The 15,564-nt window shown below is 62.2% G+C and carries 9 protein-coding genes; 5 read left to right on the forward strand and 4 right to left on the reverse strand.

Going from position 1 to position 15,564, the window contains the following annotated elements; all coding sequences use genetic code 11:
* The first annotated feature begins 195 nt into the window (after positions 1-195).
* Positions 196-960, forward strand: coding sequence for a GntR family transcriptional regulator (locus tag DTP52_RS01565; RefSeq protein WP_003183531.1), 765 nt, complete (start codon positions 196-198; stop codon positions 958-960).
* 131 nt (positions 961-1,091) lie between these two features.
* On the opposite strand, the gene guaD is transcribed toward DTP52_RS01565, so the two are convergent.
* The 4 genes from guaD to xdhA form a co-directional block, all read right to left on the reverse strand.
* A complete protein-coding gene (guaD, locus tag DTP52_RS01570) occupies positions 1,092-2,396 on the reverse strand; it encodes a guanine deaminase (RefSeq protein ID WP_109751540.1) in 1,305 nt (434 codons plus the stop codon).
* Between the two features lie 19 nt (positions 2,397-2,415).
* Complete coding sequence (gene xdhC / locus DTP52_RS01575; RefSeq protein ID WP_109751541.1) at positions 2,416-3,258, reverse strand: xanthine dehydrogenase accessory protein XdhC; 843 nt, start codon at positions 3,256-3,258, stop codon at positions 2,416-2,418.
* 122 nt (positions 3,259-3,380) lie between these two features.
* Positions 3,381-5,780, reverse strand: coding sequence for a xanthine dehydrogenase molybdopterin binding subunit (xdhB, locus tag DTP52_RS01580; RefSeq protein ID WP_109751542.1), 2,400 nt, complete (start codon positions 5,778-5,780; stop codon positions 3,381-3,383).
* Positions 5,773-7,227, reverse strand: a complete 1,455-nt coding sequence (xdhA, locus tag DTP52_RS01585; RefSeq protein WP_109751543.1) for a xanthine dehydrogenase small subunit — start codon at positions 7,225-7,227, stop codon at positions 5,773-5,775. The genes xdhB and xdhA overlap by 8 nt, the downstream gene beginning before the upstream one ends.
* Before the next feature lie 393 nt (positions 7,228-7,620).
* Between xdhA and DTP52_RS01590 the strand changes: the two genes are divergently transcribed.
* The 4 genes from DTP52_RS01590 to ligA all read left to right on the forward strand — a co-directional run bounded on the left by DTP52_RS01590 (position 7,621) and on the right by ligA (position 15,487).
* Entirely contained in the window at positions 7,621-8,280 is a 660-nt protein-coding gene (locus tag DTP52_RS01590; RefSeq protein WP_109751544.1) for a GntR family transcriptional regulator, read from the forward strand.
* 1 nt (position 8,281) lies between these two features.
* Positions 8,282-11,770 (forward strand): chromosome segregation protein SMC, encoded by a 3,489-nt coding sequence (gene smc, locus DTP52_RS01595; protein ID WP_109751545.1) that lies wholly within the window; start codon positions 8,282-8,284, stop codon positions 11,768-11,770.
* Positions 11,771-12,028: 258 nt separating this feature from the next.
* On the forward strand, positions 12,029-12,874 hold the full coding sequence (gene zipA / locus DTP52_RS01600) for a cell division protein ZipA (RefSeq protein ID WP_109751546.1): 846 nt from the start codon (positions 12,029-12,031) through the stop codon (positions 12,872-12,874).
* A 255-nt stretch (positions 12,875-13,129) separates the two neighbouring features.
* Positions 13,130-15,487: an NAD-dependent DNA ligase LigA gene (gene ligA / locus DTP52_RS01605; RefSeq protein ID WP_109751547.1), complete on the forward strand. Its 2,358-nt coding sequence runs from the start codon at positions 13,130-13,132 to the stop codon at positions 15,485-15,487.
* The last annotated feature ends 77 nt before the right edge of the window (positions 15,488-15,564 follow it).

Raw genomic sequence — 15,564 nt, forward strand, 5'->3', positions numbered from 1 at the left:
GGATTGCGGGTTTAAGCCTAAACTCAACGAAGTCACCGATTGCAATACAGCCATGCCCGCAAACAGCCATACAGTCGTGTTGCCATCAGAGGTTGTGTACAATCGAGCTGTTTTTTACGCGATACTTGCCAGCGACCCGCTGTGCCGTATTACAGTCACGGTCAATTCGCCGCAGTTCTCCCGACTCGAGTGCCCATGAACGAACAGTTGCAGCCCCTCAAGAAACAACCGCGAGCAGGTAAAGCCGGCCGCAGCGGAACCCAGGACGATATTGTCTATGCGCATATCTTCGAGGCCATCCTCGAACAACGCCTGGCGCCCGGTACAAAGTTGAGCGAAGAGGCACTGGGGGAGATTTTCGGGGTCAGCCGCACGATCATTCGCCGGGCGCTGTCACGCCTGGCCCACGAAGGCGTGGTGCTGCTGCGGCCCAATCGCGGTGCCGTGGTGGCGAGCCCGAGTGTCGAAGAGGCGCGCCAGGTGTTCATGGCCCGTCGCCTGGTGGAAAGGGCGATCACTGAACTGGCGGTGCAGCACGCCACGGCCGAACAATTGGCTGAGTTACGGCAGATGGTCAGCGACGAACGCGACAGCTTCTCCCGTGGCGACCGCGGCGCGGGCATCCGCCTGTCGGGCGAGTTCCACCTCAAGCTCGCCGAAGCGGCGAAGAACGCGCCGTTGATCAGCTTCCAACGCAGCCTGGTGTCGCAGACTTCGTTGATCATTGCCCAATACGAAAGCGGCAACCGTTCCCACTGTTCCTACGACGAACACACCCAGCTGATCGACGCCATCGAGGCCCGCGACGCCACGCTGGCCGTGGATCTGATGATGCATCACATGGATCACATCGACAGCAAGCTCAACCTCGACGAGGAAAGCGCGTCGGATGACTTGCATGCGGTGTTCTCGCATTTGTTGCAGAGCAAGAAGCCGGGGCGGTCGACGGCCAAACTCTGATGGATTGAGCCAGTTATACCGAGTCGCCTTCTATCGCGAGCAGGCTCGCTCCCACAGTGGATTTGTGTCGTTCACATTCCCCTGTGGGAGCGAGCCTGCTCGCGATTGGCGATCTGACAGGCAACAAGAATCTAGCGCTGATGCACCAACCGGCCAGCCGCATAAGTTTGCGCCACCGTCCGGTCATCCCCCAGCGTCATCAACACAAACAACTTCTCGGCAATGTCCCGGGCCTGCTTGAGGCGATAGCCCAGCAGCGGCGTGGCGTTGTAATCCAGCACCAGAAAGTCCGCATCGGTACCCGGCTGCAAAGTCCCGATCTTGTCCTCCAGGCGCAGGGCCCGGGCGCCGCCGAGGGTGGCCAGGTACAGCGACTTGAACGGGCTCAGCCGCGCGCCCTGCAACTGCATCACCTTGTAGGCTTCGTTCAAAGTTTGCAGCAGCGAAAAACTGGTGCCGCCGCCCACGTCCGTGCCCAACCCTACGTTCACCTTGTGCTTCTCGGCCATAGGCAGATTGAACAGGCCGCTGCCGAGGAAAAAGTTCGAGGTCGGGCAGAAGGCGATGGCCGAACCGGTCTCGGCCAGGCGCGCACATTCGTCGTCGCACAAATGCACGCCATGGGCGAACACCGAGCGCTCGCCGAGCAGTTGGTAATGATCATAGACGTCCAGGTAACCCTTGCGCTCCGGAAAGAGTTCCTTGACCCACTGCACTTCCTGCAGGTTTTCACTGATGTGAGTCTGCATGTACAGGTCTGGATATTCCCCCAGCAACTGACCGGCCAGGGCCAATTGTTCCGGCGTGCTGGTAGGCGCGAAGCGCGGGGTCACGGCATAGTGCAGCCGGCCCTTGCCGTGCCAGCGCTCGATCAGCGCCTTGCTTTCGGTGTAGCTCGATTCGGCGGTGTCGACCAGGTAGTCCGGGGCGTTGCGGTCCATCATCACTTTGCCGGCGATCATGCGCAGGTCGAGCTTCTGGGCCACTTCGAAAAACGAGTTCACCGATTGCGGGTGCACGCTGCCGAACACCAGTGCGGTGGTGGTGCCGTTGCGCAGCAGTTCCTTGACGAAAATATCGGCCACCGCATCGGCGTGGGCCTGGTCGGCGAACTGGCTTTCGCAGGGGAAAGTGTAGGTATTGAGCCAGTCGAGCAATTGCTCGCCATAGGCACCGACCATGCCGGTCTGTGGCAGGTGAATGTGGGTGTCGATGAAGCCGGGGGTGATCAGCGCATCCGGGTAATGCTTGATTTCGATGTCCGCCGCCAGGGTCGGCAGCAGGTCGTGGGCGTGGCCGATGGCGCTGATCTGGCCGTTTTCCACCACCAGCAAACCGTCTTCGAAATATTCATAGGACGCCTCGATGCCGACTTCGGCGGGGTCGGCGAGGCTGTGGAGCAGGGCGGCGCGGTAGGCTTTGCGTGTCAGGGGCATGGGGATACTCAACGATTGTTCAACGGTTCGCCTGGCTACGGCGCGAGGCCGGTAGCAGCTTGGCAATCGGTTCGGCGCGGGCGGTGTGCTGGCCGAAATCGGCGTTATAGGTGGCGATGATTTCGCCGGCGATAGAGATGGCGATTTCCACAGGCAATTTGCCTTTGACTTCGCCGATGCCCATCGGGCAGCGCATGCGCTGCAAGGTGGTGCTGTCGAAACCCCGATCACGCAGGCGATGTTCGAACTTGACCCGCTTGGTCTTCGAGCCGATCAGGCCGAAGTAGGCAAAATCGTTGCGCTTGAGAATCGCGGCGCTCAGCTCCAGGTCGAGCTGGTGGTTGTGGGTCATGACGATGCAGTAACTGCCAGCGGGCAATTCGTCGACTTCATCCAGCGGGTCTTCAGTCACGATCTTGCGCACGCCGTGGGGCAGGTGGTCGGGAAACTCGGCTTCCCGTGAGTCGATCCAGCGCACCTTGCAGGGCAGGCTCGCCAGCAACGGCACCAAGGCACGACCGACATGGCCGGCGCCGAACACGGCGATCTGCGCCTGGACCTGACCCATGGGTTCGAACAACAACACGGTCACACCGCCGCAGCACTGGCCCAGGCTGGCGCCGAGGCTGAAGCGTTCCAGATGGGTGCTTTGCTGGCCGCTGGCGAGCATGTCCCGGGCAATCTCCATGGCCTTGTATTCCAGGTGCCCGCCACCGATGGTGTCGAACGCCTGGCTGGCGCTGATGACCATCTTCGAACCGGCGTTGCGCGGGGTGGAGCCGAGCTCTTCGATGATCGTCACCAGCACGCAGGGTTCGCCGCGATCCTGCAGGTCGGCGAGGGCGCTGATCCAGTTGTACATATTCACCTCGACATCTCTGTTGTCTGTTCCGGCCTCATCGCGAGCAGGCTCGCTCCCACATTGGCTGGTGTTCACAATTCTCTGTGGGAGCGAGCCTGCTCGCGATTGGCTGCGCCGCGGTCTTAGAGCGAAGCCAACTCGGTTTCAGCTTCCCCAACCTTCGCCACCCTCAACCCGCGCATCTGCTCACACCCCCACAACACCCGCTCCGGTGTCGCCGGGGCGTCGATTTTCGGTTGGTGCTGGTAATCCCCCAGGCTCGCCACGGCGTCCTTGATCGCGCACCACGCGGCGATGCCAAGCATGAACGGCGGTTCGCCCACGGCCTTGGAATGGAACACCGTGTCTTCGGGGTTCTTGCGGTTTTCCACCAGCTTGACCCGCAGATCCAGTGGCATGTCGGCCACGGCGGGAATCTTGTAGCTGGCCGGACCGTTGGTCATCAGCTTGCCCTTGTCGTTCCACACCAGCTCTTCCATGGTCAGCCAGCCCATGCCCTGGATGAAGCCGCCCTCGACCTGGCCGATGTCGATGGCCTGGTTCAGCGAGGCGCCGACGTCGTGGAGGATGTCGGTGCGCAGCATCTTGTACTCGCCGGTGAGGGTGTCGACGATCACTTCGGCGCAGGCCGCGCCAAAGGCGTAGTAATAGAACGGCCGACCACGGGCCTGGCTGCGGTCGTAGTAGATTTTCGGGGTCTTGTAGAAACCGGTGCTCGACAACGAGACCTGGGCGAAATACGCCTGCTGCACTAGCGCCTCGAACGTCAGGATGTGATCGCGCACCCGCACATGGCCGTTGTGGAATTCCACGTCTTCTTCGCTGACCTTGTATTGCCGCGCGGCGAACTCCACCAGGCGCCGCTTGATGGTTTCGGCGGCATTCTGCGCGGCCTTGCCGTTCAGGTCGGCGCCACTGGATGCGGCGGTGGGCGAGGTGTTTGGCACCTTGTCGGTGTTGGTCGCGGTGATCTGCACTCGGTCCATTTCCACCTGGAATACCTCGGCCACCACTTGCGCGACCTTGGTGTTCAGGCCCTGGCCCATTTCCGTGCCGCCATGGTTCAGGTGGATGCTGCCGTCGGTGTAGACGTGGATCAAGGCACCTGCCTGGTTGAGGAAACTGGCGGTGAACGAAATACCGAATTTCACCGGGGTCAGCGCCAAGCCTTTTTTCAGCACAGGGCTGTTGGCGTTGTAGCGACGGATCGCTTCGCGGCGTTCGGCGTACTGGCTGCTTTGCTCAAGTTCGGCGGTCATTTCCTCGAGCATGTTGTGCTCGACGGTCTGGTAGTAGTGAGTGACGTTGCGCTCGGTCTTGCCGTAGTAGTTGGCCTTGCGCACCGCCAGCGGATCGAGGCCCAGGTGCCGGGCGATGGCGTCCATCACCTCTTCGATGGCGACCATGCCTTGCGGCCCGCCGAAACCTCGGTAAGCGGTGTTCGACGCGGTGTTGGTCTTGCAGCGGTGGCCGTTGATGGTCGCGTCGCCCAGGTAATAGGCGTTGTCGGCATGGAACATCGCCCGGTCGACGATCGACGCCGACAGGTCCGGCGAGCAACCGCAGTTGCCGGCCAGTTCCAGGGCGATGCCATGCAGGCGCCCGGTGCGGTCGAAGCCCACGTCGTATTCGATGTAGAACGGGTGGCGCTTGCCGGTCATCAGCATGTCTTCCACACGCGGCAGGCGCATCTTGGTCGGCTGGCCGGTGAGGTGGGCGATGACCGCGCACAGGCACGCCGGGCTGGCGGCCTGGGTTTCCTTGCCGCCAAAGCCGCCGCCCATGCGGCGCATGTCCACCACGACTTTGTTCATCGACACGCCCAGTACCTCGGCCACCAGCTTCTGCACCTCGGTGGGGTTCTGGGTCGAGCAGTAGACGAGCATGCCGCCGTCTTCGGTGGGCATCACCGAGGAAATCTGGGTTTCCAGGTAAAAGTGTTCCTGGCCGCCGATGTGCAGCGAGCCTTGGATACGGTGCTCGGCGCTTGCCAGGGCCGTGGCCGAATCACCCCGTTGGTGGGTGTGGCTGTCGAGCACGAAGTGTCGTTTGCGCAAGGCTTCGACTACGTCGAGCACGGGTTCCAGGTCTTCGTATTCGACGATGGCCGCCATCGCGGCCTTGCGCGCGGTTTCCAGATCCTTGGCGGCGACGGCCAGCACCGGTTGGCCGACGAACTGCACGTCATCGATGGCCAGCAGCGGATCGCCGGGCAGCAACGGGCCGATGTCCTTCAGGCCCGGAATGTCTGCGTGGGTGATGGCGATGCGCACGCCTTCGAAGGCGTAGCAGGGCGTGGTGTCGATGCGCAGGATCCGGGCGTGAGCGCGGTCCGACAGCCGGGCATAGACGTGCAACTGGTTGGGGAATTCCAGGCGATCATCGATGTACTGCGCCTCGCCGGACACATGCTTGGCGGCGCTGTCATGCTTGACGCTGCGGCCCACGCCGGTGGTCAGGTCGCGGGCAAACAGCTCGGCCAGGTCGGCTTGGGTCTTTTCTACGGCGTGATGGTTAGACATAAGCGGTCACCCGAGTCTCGATGTGCGGTGTTTGCAGTTCGATGAAGTACTTGCGCAACAGATTGCGGGCGCTGAGCAGGCGGTATTCCTTGCTGGCGCGGAAATCCGACAGTGGTGTGAAATCCTCGGCCAGGGCCGCGCAGGCGCGCTCGACCGTGCTGTCGTTCCACTGGGCGCCGATCAAGGCGGCTTCACAATGCGTGGCGCGCTTGGGTGTCGCGGCCATCCCGCCGAAGGCCACGCGGGCGTCGCGGACCACGCCGTTGTCGATGCGCAGGTTGAACGCCGCGCACACGGCGGAAATGTCATCATCCAGGCGCTTGGATACCTTGTAGGCGCGGAACGCCTGTTCGGCACTGGCCCGGGGCACGATGATCTTTTCGATGAATTCGCTTTCCTGGCGGGCGGTGACCCGGTAATCGATGAAATAGTCTTCCAGGGCCAGGGTGCGACGGGTCTGGCCTTTGCACAACACGATCTGCGCGCCGAGGGCGATCAGCAGGGGCGGCGAGTCGCCAATCGGCGAGGCGTTGCCGATGTTGCCGCCCAGGGTGCCCTGGTTGCGGATTTGCAGCGAGGCGAAGCGCTGCAGCAGTTCGCCGAAGTCCGGGTATTCGGCTTTCAAGGCCTCGTAGCAATCGGAAAGCGGAGTGGCGGCGCCGATCTCCAGGCGATCGTCGAAACGCTCGATGCGCTTGAGTTCAGCGACGTTGCCTACGTAGATCATCACCGGCAGGGTCCGGTGGAACTGCGTGACTTCCAGGGCCAGGTCGGTACCACCGGCCAACAGCCGTGCCTGGGGGTAAGCGTCGTAGAGATCGGCCAGGTCGGCCACGGTCAGCGGCACCAGGCAGCGCTTGTCGCCGCTATTGAGCTCGCCGGTCTCGGTCGGGGCGATGGCTTTGAGACGGGCGATGGTCTCGGTCTCGCGGGCGTCGAACTGGTCCGCTGGCTTGCCGCAGCAGGCCTGCTCGGCGGCGGCCAGGATCGGCCGGTAGCCGGTGCAACGACAGAGGTTGCCGGCCAGGGCTTCGTGAGCCTTGTGGGCATCGGGTTGTTCGCTGTTTTTTTGCAGGGCGAACAGCGACATGACGAAGCCCGGTGTGCAGAAACCGCATTGCGAGCCGTGGCAATCGACCATCGCCTGCTGGACGCTGTGCAGTTGACCCTGGTGCTTGAGGTCTTCGACGCTGATCAGTTGCTTGCCGTGCAAGGACGAGACGAAAGTCAGGCACGAATTGAGGCTGCGATAGCGAATGCGCGCCTGGCCTTTTTCGTTCGTATGCAATTCGCCCACCACCACAGTGCACGCGCCACAGTCGCCGCTGGCGCAGCCTTCCTTGGTGCCTGGTTTACCAACGTGTTCGCGCAAATAGTTGAGCACGGTCAGGTTCGGGTCCAGGGCGTGCTCGCTACGGAGTTCCTGGTTGAGTAAAAACTGGATCACGGAAGGCCTCGCAGACTCATTATTGTTGTACCGACTGGGCCTGAATTTATCAGGTCTGACTTTTCGGTCAACGATTTTCTGACTTAAAGGTCAGGAAAGTTCATTTGGTCGATGAACAGCGCTCTATGGATACTGTAGAACCCTGTGGGAGCCGAGCTTGCTCGCGATGACGGCGGTACATTCAGTATGGATGCAAGCTGACAGGCCGCTATCGTCGGAACGCCGCCCGGAGCAAGCTCGCTCCCACAGGTTCTTCCACAGGTTCTGTTTCAGGATGAGGCTCAAACTTTTTGCTTGAATCGTGCCAAAAACCCGGTGCAGGCCCTGCGCCATGACGTGTCGAGTGCGCTACACTGCGCCGCTTGTGCAGATCGAAGAGTTTGAAGGACAACCATGACGTTCAAGGCCCCGGACAGCCTCGCCGAGCAAATCGCCCATCACCTCGCCGAACGCATCATTCGCGGCGAAATGAAACCGGGAGAGCGCATCCAGGAGCAGAAGGTCACGCTGGCGCTCAACGTCAGCCGCGGCTCGGTCCGCGAGGCCTTGCTGATCCTGGAGCGACGCCATTTGATCGCGATCCTGCCGCGCCGTGGCGCCCACGTCACCGAGCTCACCGAACACAAGGTGCGCAGCCTCTGCGCGTTGATGAGCGAGCTGTACATCCTGCTGGGCAACGCCGTGGCCCATGGTTGGAAAGAACAAGCCGACATGGCGCCGTTCGTGGCGATCCAGCAGCGTCTCAACGAGGCCTACGCGCGTCAGGACATCCGCACCTTCGTCGATGAAAGCTTCAGCGTGATGCGCGCCGCCTATCCCTTTGCCAACAACCCGTACCTGCAGGAAACCGTCGAGAACCTGCAGCCGGCCATGAGCCGTGCCTATTTCCTGGCTCTGGAGCAGCGCAAGGCGGAAATGAGCGAGTTCCTCGACCTGTTCCAGCGCCTGCTTGCCGCCGTGCTGGCCCGTGATTTGCCGCAGATCCGCATCGTGCTCACGGCCTACGCCCAGCGCAGCTGCGATCTGGTGGTTTCTGCCCTGACGGCGGCCTGACGTGCGGCTCAAGTGCATCAAGCTGGCGGGGTTCAAATCCTTCGTCGACCCGACCACGGTGAACTTCCCCAGTAACATGGCGGCGGTGGTCGGGCCCAATGGGTGCGGCAAGTCGAACATCATCGACGCCGTGCGTTGGGTGATGGGCGAGAGCTCGGCCAAGAACCTGCGCGGCGAGTCGATGACCGACGTCATCTTCAACGGCTCCACCAGCCGCAAGCCGGTGAGCCAGGCCAGCATCGAGCTGGTGTTCGACAACTCCGACAGCACCCTGGTGGGCGAGTACGCGGCCTATGCGGAAATCTCCATTCGTCGCAAAGTGACCCGCGACAGCCAGAACAGTTATTTCCTCAACGGTGCCAAGTGCCGACGTCGCGACATCACCGATATTTTCCTCGGCACCGGCCTGGGCCCGCGCAGCTACTCGATCATCGAACAGGGCATGATCTCCAAGCTGATCGAGGCCAAGCCCGAGGACTTGCGCAACTTCATCGAAGAAGCCGCCGGCATCTCCAAATACAAGGAGCGCCGCCGCGAGACTGAAAACCGTATTCGTCGCACCCACGAAAACCTCGCGCGCCTGACCGACCTGCGCGAAGAGCTCGAGCGCCAGTTGGAGCGTCTGCACCGTCAGGCCGAGGCGGCCAAGAAGTATCAGGAGTACAAGGGCGAGGAGCGCCAGCTCAAGGCGCAGCTCTCGGCCCTGCGTTGGCAGGCGTTGAATGAGCAGGTCGGCCAGCGTGAGGCGATCATCGGCAACCAGGAGGTCAGCTTCGAAGCGCTGGTGGCTGAGCAGCGTAACGCCGATGCCGCCATCGAGCGCCTGCGTGACGGGCACCATGACCTGTCCGAACGCTTCAATCTGGTGCAGGGGCGCTTCTATTCCGTGGGCGGCGACATCGCCCGGGTCGAGCAGAGCATCCAGCATGGCCAGCAACGGCTGCGGCAGTTGCAGGATGATTTGAAGGAAGCCGAGCGGGCGCGTCTGGAGACCGAATCGCACCTGGGCCACGACCGTACGCTGCTGCTGACCCTTGGCGAGGAACTGGACCGGCTCACACCGGAACAGGAAATCACCAGTGCCGCCGCTGAAGAGGCTGCCGCGGCCCTGGAAGAAGCTGAGCTGAGCATGCACGGCTGGCAAGAACAATGGGACAGCTTCAACCTGACCTCGGCCGAGCCGCGGCGTCAGGCTGAAGTCCAGCAGTCGCGTATCCAGCAGTTGGAAACCAGCATGGAGCGCCTGGCCGAACGTCAGCGTCGCCTGGCCGAAGAACGCGCCTTGCTCGCGGCGGACCCGGAAGACGCCGCGATTCTGGATCTGAGCGAGCAACTGGCGACCAGCGAAGCCACCCTCGAAGACTTGCAGGCCAGTGAGGATGCCCAGGTCGAACGGCTTGAGCAGCTTCGCCAGGCCTTGCAACTGGCCTTGCAGAACCAACAACAGGCACAGGGCGAATTGCAGCGGCTCAACGGGCGCCTGGCCTCGCTGGAGGCCTTGCAACAAGCCGCGTTGGACCCGGGCACCGGCACCGCCGAATGGCTGCGCGACCAGCACCTGGCCGAACGTCCGCGACTGGCCGAAGGTTTGAAGGTCGATGCCGGTTGGGAACTGGCGGTGGAAACCGTGCTGGGGGCTGACCTGCAAGCGGTGCTGGTGGATGATTTTGGCGGCTTCGACCTGTCAGGTTTCACCCAGGGCGATCTGCGTCTGCTCAGCCCGGCTGGCGACGGGGTACGAATCCCCGGGAGTCTGCTGGACAAGGTCGAGGCCCAGGTCGATCTGTCACCGTGGCTGGGGCAGGTCAAGCCGGTGGACAGTCTTGAACAGGCCTTGGCCTTGCGCGGGCAACTGGCCGTTGGTGAAAGCCTGATCAGCCGCGACGGGTACTGGGTTGGTCGGCATTTCCTGCGGGTGCGCCGGGCCAGCGAAGCCGAGAGCGGCATGCTCGCCCGCGGCCAGGAAATCCAACACCTGAGTGCCGAGCGCGAAGAGCGCGAGGCCAGCGTCGAAGCCCTGGAAACCGAATTGCAGAACCTGCGGGCGCAACAGCGTCAACAGGAGAACGGCCGCGAACACTTGCGGCGGCTGTTGCAGGACGAAGCGCGCCAGCAAGGCGAGCTCAAGGCGCAGTTGTCGGCTGGCAAGGCCAAGGTCGAACAGCTGGCGCTGCGCCGCACCCGTCTCGAAGAAGAAATTGCCGAGTTGGGCGAGCAGCGGGCGCTGGAACACGAACAGATCGGCGAGGCGCGCCTGCAATTGCAGGAAGCCCTCGATGCCATGGCCCTGGACACCGAACAACGCGAACTGCTGCTGGCCCAGCGCGACAGCCTGCGCGAACGCCTTGACCGGGTACGTCAGGAAGCACGCCAGCACAAGGATCATGCCCATCAGTTGGCGGTGCGCCTGGGCTCGCTCAAGGCCCAGCACGATTCCACGCGCCAGGCTTTGGAGCGGCTGGAAATGCAGTCCGAGCGTCTTACTGAAAAGCGCGAGCAGTTGAGCCTCAATCTGGAAGAGGGCGAAGCGCCGCTGGAAGAGCTGCGTCTCAAGCTCGAAGAGTTGCTCGACAAACGCATGAGCGTCGACGAGGAGCTCAAGACGGCGCAGATCGCTCTGGAGGACGCCGACCGCGAACTGCGCGACGCCGAGAAGCGCCGCAGCCAGGCCGAGCAGCAATCGCAACTGATCCGCGGCCAGATGGAGCAGCAGCGCATGGAATGGCAGGCGCTGACGGTGCGGCGCAAAGCCTTGCAGGACCAATTGCTGGAAGACGGCTACGACCTTGATGGCGTACTCGCCACCCTGGTGGCCGGGGCGAACGAAAAGGAAGCCGAGGAGGAACTGGAGCGCATTGCCCAGCGCATCCAGCGCCTGGGGGCGATCAACCTGGCGGCCATCGACGAATACCAGCAACAGTCCGAGCGCAAGCGCTACCTGGATGCCCAGAACGACGATCTGGTCGAGGCGCTGGAGACCCTGGAAAACGTCATTCGCAAGATCGACAAGGAAACCCGCAACCGCTTCAAGGATACCTTTGATCAGATCAACGGCGGTTTGCAGGCACTTTTCCCAAAAGTTTTCGGTGGAGGCAGCGCCTACTTGGAACTGACGGGCGAAGATTTACTCGATACAGGGGTGACCATCATGGCGCGTCCTCCTGGCAAGAAGAACAGCACCATCCATTTGCTCTCCGGTGGCGAGAAGGCGCTGACCGCATTGGCCCTGGTATTTGCCATCTTCAAATTGAACCCGGCGCCGTTCTGCATGCTCGACGAAGTCGATGCACCGTTGGATGACGCTAACGTAGGCCGTTACGCACGGCTGGTGAAGGAGATGTCCGAAACGGTGCAATTCATCTACATCACCCACAACAAGATCGCCATGGAAATGGCCGATCAGCTGATGGGCGTGACGATGCATGAGCCAGGCTGTTCGCGGCTGGTGGCGGTGGATGTGGAGGAGGCCATGGCCATGGTGGATGCCTGAGGCACGTGTTGTAGGGCATTTACCGGGAACGATGTAGGTATTTTTTACCCTTGCGCCTGTTGTTCAATTCACAGATTGGGCACGAGCCTGTGCGACAGACGGTGTAAAGTTATCTTTGGTCGTGCTAGTTTAATGTCAATTTTTCGTGTGCGTGGGCAAAACGCCATTCAGAACATAGAGTTGGCGCCACGTTTTAAAGCGGTTTGCAAATAGCTAAACCCCTTATTTTTCAGCATTTTTATAGAGGCACGGGATTACATGGAAATCGGTCTGCGCGAGTGGCTGATCGTCATCGGCATCATTGTCATTGCCGGTATTCTTTTCGACGGCTGGCGTCGCATGCGCGGCGGCAAGGGGAAACTGAAGTTTCGCCTGGATCGCAGCCTGTCGAACCTGCCCGATGAGGATGACAACGCCGAGCTGCTGGGCCCGCCCCGGGTGCTGGACACCCACAAGGAGCCACAGCTGGACGAGCACGACCTGCCGTCGATGAGCGCGCCTGCACGTGAGCCGCGGGAGTCGGGTTCCAAGCGCGGCAAGCGCAACAGCGAGCCGTCCCAGGGGGATTTGAACCTGAACCTCGACCTGGATGGTGGCCCGAGCTTCAGCAGTCGCGACAACGATTTCCCGGACGAGAACAAGGCATCGAGCGCCGACAAAGACCAGGCCCAGGCTGAGGAAGTGCTGGTGATCAGCGTGATCTGCCGCGACCCGGCTGGCTTCAAGGGGCCGGCGTTGTTGCAGAACATCCTGGAAAGTGGCTTGCGTTTCGGCGAGATGGACATTTTCCACCGTCACGAGAGCATGGCCGGCAATGGCGAGGTGTTGTTCTCCATGGCCAACGCGGTCAAGCCAGGCGTGTTCGACCTGGACGACATCGACCATTTCAGTACCCCAGCCGTCAGCTTCTTCCTCGGCCTGCCAGGCCCACGTCATCCCAAGCAAGCCTTCGACGTGATGGTGGCCGCGGCGCGCAAGCTGTCCCAGGAGCTCAATGGCGAGTTGAAGGACGACCAGCGCAGCGTGCTGACCGCCCAGACCATCGAACACTACCGCCAGCGTATCGTCGAATTCGAGCGCCGGGCGCTGACCCAGAAGCGCTAAAGTCGGCGAATTTTTCTGGCTGAAGGGCTTTTGTGGCGAGGGGATTTATCCCCGCTGGGCTGCGCAGCGGCCCTAAATCCTGGCGCCTTGGCCTTATCAGCTAGTTGAGTCGTTAGCTTTGGGACTGCTTCGCAGCCCAGCGGGGATAAATCCCCTCGCCACAGGTTGTATGTTCGGCGGGCTCAGGTCCGACTGCCGATGATTTCAAGAGATTGAGCAGCCTCGGCTGCTCTTTTGCTTTATGAGAGAACACCCATGAATGCCGTTGAAACCCGCATCCAACAGCTGCGCACCGAGCTGGACCAGCACAACTATCGCTATCACGTCCTCGATGAGCCGAGCATCCCGGACGCCGAGTACGACCGCTTGTTCCACGAGCTCAAGGCTTTGGAGGAGCAGCATCCGGAGCTGGTGACCAGCGATTCCCCGACGCAGCGGGTCGGCAGCGTGGCGCTGTCGGCCTTCAGTCAGGTCCGTCACGAGATCCCGATGCTCAGCCTGGGCAACGCCTTCGACGAAACCACCATGCGCGAGTTCGACCGCCGGGTGACCGAAGGTCTCGACCTGCCCATGGGCGACTTGCTGGGCGGCGGCGCGGCGGTGGAATACAGCTGCGAGCCGAAGCTCGATGGCCTGGCGGTCAGCCTGCTGTACCAGGATGGCATGCTGGTGCGCGGTGCCACGCGCGGTGACGGCACTACCGGCGAAGACATCAGCGTCAACGTGCGCACCGTGCGCAACATCCCCCTCAAGTTACAGGGCAGCGGCTGGCCACCGCTGCTGGAAGTGCGCGGCGAAGTGTATATGTCCAAGGCCGGCTTCGAGCGCCTCAACGCCACGCAACTGGAGGCGGGCGGCAAGACCTTCGCCAACCCGCGCAACGCGGCGGCCGGCAGCCTGCGCCAGCTGGATTCGAGGATCACCGCCAACCGCCCGCTGGAATTCTGCTGCTACGGCATCGGCCAGGTGACCGCGGACATTGCCGATACCCACATCGGCAATCTCAAGCAGCTCAAGGCCTGGGGCCTGCCCATCAGTCGCGAACTGAAACTGGCCCACGGTATCGATGAATGTCTGGATTACTACCGCGACATTGGCGAACGGCGCAACGCGTTGCCTTATGAAATCGATGGCGTGGTGTTCAAGGTCAACAGCATCGCCTCCCAGCGCGAACTGGGTTTTCGCGCCCGGGAGCCGCGCTGGGCCATCGCCCATAAATTCCCGGCTTCTGAAGAGCTCACCGAGCTGTTGGACGTCGAGTTCCAGGTCGGTCGCACTGGCGCCGTGACACCCGTGGCGCGGCTCAAGCCGGTCAAGGTGGCAGGCGTGACCGTGGCCAACGCCACCCTGCACAACATGGACGAAGTGGCGCGCCTGGGCCTGATGATCGGCGACACCGTGATCATCCGTCGTGCCGGGGACGTGATCCCGCAAGTGGTGCAAGTGGTCACCGAACGTCGCCCGGAAAACGCCCGTCCCGTTGAAATTCCCCAGCAATGTCCAGTCTGCGGCTCCCATGTCGAGCGCACGCAACTGATCAAGCGCAGCAAGGGTCGTGAAACCATCAGCGAAGGCGCGGTGTACCGTTGCGTCGGTCGCCTGGCCTGCGGCGCACAGCTCAAGCAGGCGATCATTCACTTCGTGTCGCGCCGGGCCATGGACATCGAGGGCCTGGGTGAAAAGAGCGTGGAGCAGTTGGTGGACGAGGGGCTGGTGGGTTCGCCTGCCGATCTGTATGCCCTGACTTTCGAGCAGGTGGTCGACCTGGAAGGCTTCGCCGAACTGTCGAGCAAAAACCTGCTGGCGGCCATCGTCGACAGCAAGAAGCCAAGCCTGGCGCGGTTCATCTACGCCCTCGGCATCCCCGACGTGGGCGAGGAGACCGCCAAGGTCCTGGCCCGCTCCCTCGGTTCGCTGGAGCGCGTGCAGGCGGCCTTGCCTCAGGTGCTCACCTACTTGCCCGACGTCGGCCTGGAAGTGGCCCACGAGATCCACAGCTTCTTCGAAGACCCGCACAATCGCGAGGTGATCAAGGATCTGCTACGCCATGGTCTCGATATCCAGGATCAGGGCGAGTTGGGCGCCGAATTCTCCGCCAGCACCACCCTGGGCGGCTTTCTAGACAAACTGCACATTCCCTCGGTCGGGCCGGGCGGGGCACAGAAACTGGCGGACAAGTTCGGTTCACTCGAAGCCGTGATGAACGCCGACTGGCTGGAGATGCGCCAGGCCCTGCCGGAAAAACAGGCCAACGCCGTACGCGAGTTCTTCGCTGTCGCCGCCAATCGCCAGCAGGCCCAAGCTGCGGAACAACAGCTGCGGGACTTCGGCATGCATTGGCAGAGCGAGAAGAAAGTCGTCGAAGGCTTGCCCGAGGCGGGGCACACCTGGGTGTTGACCGGGTCGTTGGAGCTGATGAGCCGCGATGTTGCCAAGGACAAGCTGGAAAGCCTGGGGGCCAAGGTCGCCGGTTCCGTATCGGCGAAAACCCATTGCGTGGTAGCCGGGCCGGGGGCGGGGTCGAAGCTGACCAAGGCCAATGAGCTGGGGCTCAAGGTGCTCGACGAAGAGGCGTTTGTCGCTTTCTTGAGTAAGCATGGCATCACGGTTTAACCGTGAGCGCTCCTTCGGGCAATACTCTGGTTTTTTGTGGCGAGGGAGCTTGCTCCCGCTCGGCAGCACCGGTCAGG

Origin of the sequence: Pseudomonas sp. 43mfcvi1.1 (genome assembly GCF_900115935.1) — a bacterium.
GTDB lineage: Bacteria > Pseudomonadota > Gammaproteobacteria > Pseudomonadales > Pseudomonadaceae > Aquipseudomonas > Aquipseudomonas bijieensis.

Bases quoted from the DNA above. Each gene is read 5' to 3' on its own strand.
- DTP52_RS01565 (WP_003183531.1), top strand. From the start codon at position 196: ATGAACGAACAGTTGCAGCCCCTCAAGAAACAACCGCGAGCAGGTAAA.
- guaD (WP_109751540.1), bottom strand. From the start codon at position 2,396: ATGCCCCTGACACGCAAAGCCTACCGCGCCGCCCTGCTCCACAGCCTC.
- xdhC (WP_109751541.1), bottom strand. From the start codon at position 3,258: ATGTACAACTGGATCAGCGCCCTCGCCGACCTGCAGGATCGCGGCGAA.
- xdhB (WP_109751542.1), bottom strand. From the start codon at position 5,780: ATGTCTAACCATCACGCCGTAGAAAAGACCCAAGCCGACCTGGCCGAG.
- DTP52_RS01590 (WP_109751544.1), top strand. From the start codon at position 7,621: ATGACGTTCAAGGCCCCGGACAGCCTCGCCGAGCAAATCGCCCATCAC.
- zipA (WP_109751546.1), top strand. From the start codon at position 12,029: ATGGAAATCGGTCTGCGCGAGTGGCTGATCGTCATCGGCATCATTGTC.
- ligA (WP_109751547.1), top strand. From the start codon at position 13,130: ATGAATGCCGTTGAAACCCGCATCCAACAGCTGCGCACCGAGCTGGAC.